Source organism: Acinetobacter sp. SM1B (genome assembly GCF_003289665.1).
Lineage (GTDB): Bacteria > Pseudomonadota > Gammaproteobacteria > Pseudomonadales > Moraxellaceae > Acinetobacter > Acinetobacter schindleri.
Genome location: NZ_QMBM01000001.1, coordinates 1769593 through 1775180, shown reverse-complemented (window position 1 = coordinate 1775180; position 5588 = coordinate 1769593). Strand labels below are relative to the sequence as shown.

Annotated in this window: 6 protein-coding genes and 1 other RNA gene; 4 read left to right on the top strand and 3 right to left on the bottom strand. The window is 41.5% G+C overall.

Annotated features, from left to right (window positions below):
• Positions 1–250: 250 nt before the first annotated feature.
• Together C8322_RS08570 and C8322_RS08565 are read left to right on the top strand one after the other, a co-directional pair.
• Positions 251–1441: a YncE family protein gene (locus tag C8322_RS08570; protein ID WP_228156256.1), complete on the top strand. Its 1191-nt coding sequence runs from the start codon at positions 251–253 to the stop codon at positions 1439–1441.
• A gap of 69 nt (positions 1442–1510) precedes the next feature.
• Positions 1511–1963 carry a hypothetical protein gene (locus tag C8322_RS08565; protein ID WP_005221315.1) on the top strand — a complete coding sequence of 151 codons (453 nt, stop codon included), beginning with the start codon at positions 1511–1513 and terminating at the stop codon, positions 1961–1963.
• A gap of 89 nt (positions 1964–2052) precedes the next feature.
• Here the strand turns inward: C8322_RS08565 and ssrS are convergent.
• From ssrS to C8322_RS08550, 3 genes are all read right to left on the bottom strand, one after another.
• Positions 2053–2237, bottom strand: a non-coding RNA gene (gene ssrS, locus C8322_RS08560) — 6S RNA.
• Between the two features lie 97 nt (positions 2238–2334).
• A complete protein-coding gene (locus C8322_RS08555) occupies positions 2335–2622 on the bottom strand; it encodes a cell division protein ZapA (protein ID WP_004810731.1) in 288 nt (95 codons plus the stop codon).
• Positions 2619–3176 carry a hypothetical protein gene (locus tag C8322_RS08550; protein ID WP_111810513.1) on the bottom strand — a complete coding sequence of 186 codons (558 nt, stop codon included), beginning with the start codon at positions 3174–3176 and terminating at the stop codon, positions 2619–2621. The genes C8322_RS08555 and C8322_RS08550 overlap by 4 nt, the downstream gene beginning before the upstream one ends.
• A 64-nt stretch (positions 3177–3240) precedes the next feature.
• On the opposite strand from C8322_RS08550, the gene C8322_RS08545 reads away from it, so the two are divergent.
• Together C8322_RS08545 and pepP are read left to right on the top strand one after the other, a co-directional pair.
• The gene (locus C8322_RS08545; RefSeq protein ID WP_005221317.1) at positions 3241–3876 is read left to right on the top strand and encodes a UPF0149 family protein; all 636 of its coding nucleotides are present in this window, start codon (positions 3241–3243) and stop codon (positions 3874–3876) included.
• A gap of 109 nt (positions 3877–3985) precedes the next feature.
• The gene (gene pepP / locus C8322_RS08540; RefSeq protein WP_111810512.1) at positions 3986–5320 is read left to right on the top strand and encodes a Xaa-Pro aminopeptidase; all 1335 of its coding nucleotides are present in this window, start codon (positions 3986–3988) and stop codon (positions 5318–5320) included.
• The last annotated feature ends 268 nt before the right edge of the window (positions 5321–5588 follow it).

Genomic DNA, 5588 nt, shown 5'->3' with positions numbered 1-5588 from the left:
GATTTTAAGTATTTAAAACCAATTCTTCAAATGAGGACACGCCCTAATATACATAGAATTAATTTATTTATCGGAAACTTCCCCAACAATCCAAATACCTTTGTATATTGGAACAGCTTAAAGTTTTGTCCTGGTTGAAGAGCTAAAACTCAACTTAAGAATAATATAAAAAAATCCAGGATTGAATGATATGAATAACAAAATCAAGCCATTAACACAGTTTACGCAACTATTTTTTGGTCTCGGTAGCATGCTGGCAGGATTAAGCTATGCTGCATTGCCTAACTTGCCCGCACCACCGAATACACAACAGGTTTTTTTTGTCGGTAATAACTGGGATGGTACAGTCACGGTGATCCGTCCGTCAGGTGATTTTGGTAAAGTCGGAGTGATTAATATGATTCCGGATCGCAAAGAGCGCTTACTTGAGATCCATCTTAATCCAATCAAATTGATTGCTTATACCTATATCCAGGCGACGGCAGGGGAAGGTAATGATCAGCTGGTAGATGATATGTATTCCACACCAGACGGTCAGTCCGTTGTGGCTTCACGTCCAAGTTTCGCCGATGTGGTATCAATTAATATTAAAACTGGCAAAATTAACTGGCGTACACCAGTCGAAGGCTTCCGGGCAGACCATATGGCAGTTTCACCGGATGGACAGCACGTGGCTGTTTCTGCATCTTCGGGCAATGTGGTACATGTCCTGGATATTAATACGGGCAAAGAATTAGGACGCTTCGCCACAGGGGATAAACCCCATGAAAATATCTATTTTAATAGTGGAAATAAAATCCTGAATTATGCAATCGGTAATGTCGAAACATCCATGGATGCCCAATGGCAGGACTTTACTAAGGGTAAACGTTTTATCACTATTGCCGATGCAAATACTTTTAAGGTTTTAAAGAAAATTGATTTCCGGCCAGCTTTAGATAAATTTGGGCGTAAAGATTTGTCCAATTCAGTTCGTCCAATGGTTTTGAGTAAGGATGAAAGCAAAATCTATGCGCAGGTCTCTTTTTTTAATGGTCTGATTGAATATGACCTAAATCAGGACAAAATTACCCGTATCGGTCAGCTGCCAGGCAGCAGTACGATTCCAAGTGATCGTACCAAATGGGTCAATGATTCCCGCCACCACGGACTTTCAATTAGTGGCGATGGTGAAAAACTCTGTGTTGCAGGGACGATGGATAACTACGCCACCATTGTGGATCGTAAAACCTTAACAGCCGGTCCTTTAATTCCAGCCGGTAAACCATATTGGGCTACCCTAAGCCCAGATGGCAAAAACTGTGTCATTTCTGAAAGTGAAACAGATGTAGTGACAGTGATTGATTTTGCTACAGGCAATAAAGTGATGAGTGTGCCTGTAGGCAATCATCCGCAACGGGTTCGTATTGGTTATGCACCTAAAGACTGGTCTACCCTATAAAAATAAAAATGTTAAAACAGTAGAGAATCTCTCTGCTGTTTTAATATGAATTTTTAGGATAAATGCGAAATGCTGAATAACAATAAAAATATGATCATCGGTATTGCAATGATCTTCTTCAGTGGTTTAGCACTGATGCTTCTTTTAATGAAAGATGAAGACAGTATTGCAAAAGCAGAACACTCGAGTTTGGATGAACAGCCTGTCTTGATCCAGCAAGAATCACAGCTACCTGATCCAACTCCTATGCTTGAAAATGAGCAGAAAATTGCACAACAGAATCAGCAAATCATACAGAAGCGTGATGATCTCTATATGCAATTGGCAGATATTTCGAATCATCTCAGCCAAGGCAGAAAACCAGACCTAAGAGAAGTAAGTAGAATTCTGGAAATGCAGCGACAGCTGGTAAAGGTAAAAGTGATTTCTGTACAAGAGGCAACCGCGACCATTCAATTTTTACAAAAAGTGTTACCTGAAATGGAGGGTGAATTGGCTCGTGAAATCAAGCTAATTGAATAAAAGATAGTGTTAAATAAGATTAGATTTTGAAAATTAAAATGTTTTTATAATGCTGCCAAGAATTGAATTGCTCATATTCTTAAAAAATAAAACACTCCGAAGATGCCGCTGCATGTGTCGTTACCCTGAACCCGATGAGTTCAAGGTGGACGCGACGTATACTTGCTGGGTTTCCCACTCGAAGGTGGGCATACACTCTAAATATACAGAACGCAATCCATAAGTTTAAGTATCGGCAGGGGAATAGACCCGCTGGCGAACATCCCAGAGTTAGACTTAGTATAAACGATAAAGTTTATGTGGCAACTCTATGCTGTGTTGGAACTGTAAACTTGACCATTGATTGAATGAAGTTTAAACAAAAAGTCTGCTTATTCAGTCAGTTCTTCAACTTCTTCTAAAATAGTTTGTAACAAACGTTCGCAGTGGGCATATTGTTGCAGTGATTTATTCATGCTCAATACTTCCTGCATCAGTTCTAGCGCTACCATAATCACCAGTTTGCTTGGTTCCATACGAGGTGCTTTGCGGCGAAATTCATCGTATTTGTCATTCAATAGTTGCGCTGCACGTTCAAGTTCTTCGCGTTGATCTGCTGTGGAGGCCAGACGGAAACTGTGGCCAATTACTCTTAAATCAATAGCAATCTGTTCGCTCATGTTGACGCTTCCTCAGTCGTTTCAGTCGGATGGGCCAATTGCTGAATTTCCTGTGCATGATGATCTTGAGCTGTGCCCAGAATTGCCAGACGCTGGATAATCGCTTCAACCTTGGCTTTAGCATGTTCATTCTTCTGGGTCAGACGCTCAGTTTCCTGATGCAGGCGTTGAATTTCCTGACGCGCCTGTTGCTGTTCATTCAGCAGCTTTTCTTTCAAAGCACGCAGTTCATTACGCTCAGCCAGAATTTCCTGAAAACGGTTTTTCAGATCGGTGCAGCTTTTTTCCAGACGGCCATACCGGTCTGCAAGTGCAGTTGCATCATTATTAAGCTGTTGATATTGCGAGCGAGACTCAGCTAACTGCTCAGTTAAACTGTCATTTTCTTGTTGTTTTTGGCTAATAATGCTGTTTTTTTGAATGATTTCGGCTTGATGCTGACTCAGAGAGGAGTCCTGTTCTTCAAGCAGGCTGGAGTTTTCGTTCTCCAGATGTGCAAGGCGCGTTTTTAAAACGCCAATATGCACTTGTAGACGCTGTAATTCTTCTAACATATCGAGGTCGCACAGTATTGCAAACAAAGGTAATATATAAGCAGTATAGAGATTGGATAAACGAATGCAAGACGATATTTCAGGTTGGTCAGATTGGCACCGCAATTTTTCTTCAATTGAGGAAATTTCCAGCCCAAGCGAACTTCATGGTTTGCTTACTGGTATTGTTTGTGTGACCCAGGCGCCGAGTAGCGAAGAATGGTTACAGATTCTGGAAACTTTAGATGTCCCTGAGCTGGATGCTGAAGCATTGGAATTACTAACAGGTGAAGCAGAAGACGTATTTCACTCACTTTCTGAAGATGAGCTGGATTATCTTCCATTACTTCCGGATGACGAGCATAGCCTCGCAGAACGTGTGCAGGCATTGGCAGACTGGTGTGCCGGTGTAGTCCTTGGTTTTGGGCTGGCAACAGGTCATATTCGTGATGATGAAATGGAACTGATTGAACATTTACAAGATGTTGCAGCAGTTGAATTTGAAGATTCTGACGACGATGCTGAAGGTGAGGAAAGCTATCTGGAGTTGTACGAATTTGTACGTCTGATTCCAGTGAGCTTGTCTGTAGGTCGTAAAAAAGTTGAAGTTGAGGAAACGCCACTTTTGAAACGTTTTACAGCTAAAGTAAAAACTGAGTCTACGGATCCAGCTCAGGCACAATCTGTAGTTGAAATTTTCTCACCACATCGCCCAAGCTGAACTATAGCTATTTAGCTTTAAAAAAACCAGAATAAGTCCAGTCATTCTCTGGCTTATTCCGGTATCAAATCATATTCAAGAACAGCATTGATATAAGAAGTAAGGACCAATGAAGAAACTGACAAAAGCAGAATTTCAGGAACGTCGTGATATCCTCGCCGGGGAAATGGGACTACGCAGTATTGCCATTATAGCCACCAGCCCAGTGGCCCTGCGTAACCGTGATGCTGACTATAAATATCGTGCCGATAGCAGTTTCTTTTATTTGACGGGCTTTGCTGAACCAGAAGCTGTGGCTGTAATCGAAACCTTTGACAGCGAAGAAGAAGGTTATACCTACAGTCTATTCTGTCGTGAACGTGACCGCGAGATGGAAATCTGGAATGGTTATCGTGCCGGGGTGGATGGTGCTGTCGATGACTATGAGGCAGATGAAGCTTATGCGATTGATCTGCTTGATGAGGAAATTCTGGAAAAATTGCAAAACAAGGACAAATTATTCTACCGGGTCGGCCATAGTGCAGAGTTTGATGCGCGTGTCGCGAAATGGATTGCACAAGCCAGTGGTGAAAGCCGTCGAGGAAAATCTGCACCTGCTCAAATCGTTCAGTTAGACCGTATTGTTGATGAAATGCGTCTGCATAAAAATGCCAATGAAATTGAACTGATGCAGATCGCTTCAGATATTTCTGCGGAAGCACATACCAGAGCGATGCAGACTGTACGTCCGGGCATGATGGAATATGCACTGGAAGCAGAGCTGAACTATGTATTTGGCAAAAATGGCTGTGTACCTTCTTATAACAGTATTGTCGGTGGCGGTGAAAATGCATGCATCCTGCACTATGTGGAAAATGACAAAGAACTGAAAGACGGTGATCTGGTGCTGATTGATGCAGCCTGTGAATATCAGTTCTATGCATCCGACATTACCCGTACTTTCCCGGTAAATGGTAAATTCAGTCCTGAACAAAAAGCACTTTATAACATCGTGCTTGATGCACAGATTGCTGCGATCAATGCAGTTCAGATCGGCAACTCCTATAAAGAACCACACAATGTGGCAGTGCGAATTCTGGTTCAAGGTTTGCTGGACTTAGGTATTATGCAGGGCAAGATTGAGGAAATTATCGAAACCGAAAGTTTCCGCCAGTTCTATATGCATGGTACTGGACACTGGTTGGGCATGGACGTACATGATGTCGGTGCTTATAAGACAAATGGTGAATGGCGTTCTTATGAAGAAGGTATGGTCGTGACTGTAGAACCGGGCCTGTATATTGCACCTGATGATGAAACAGTTGATCCAAAATGGCGTGGCATCGGAATTCGTATTGAGGACGATGTGGTTGCGACTCAAAATGGCCCATTAGTATTAACTGCCAAAGTGGTCAAAACTGTGGAAGATATTGAAGCCTTAATGGCAAAAGCTTATGCTGCTTAAAAATACGATAGCTTGAAAAAAGCTGGTCATTTGACCAGCTTTTTTATTTTTTAAAATAATATGAATCTAATCAAATAAATAATGAATTAATCTTTCACTGAATGATTTTATTAGAAATAATCTGGATATTTTTTGATTCAATTCTTATATAATTCTCTTTTTAATCTCCCTAACCAGTATTTACAAATACTCATCATTCTGAGTGTTCTCCATGCACAGGGCTTTGTTGCACAAACCTATCTGTAAAGGCTTTTTTAGCGATATAATT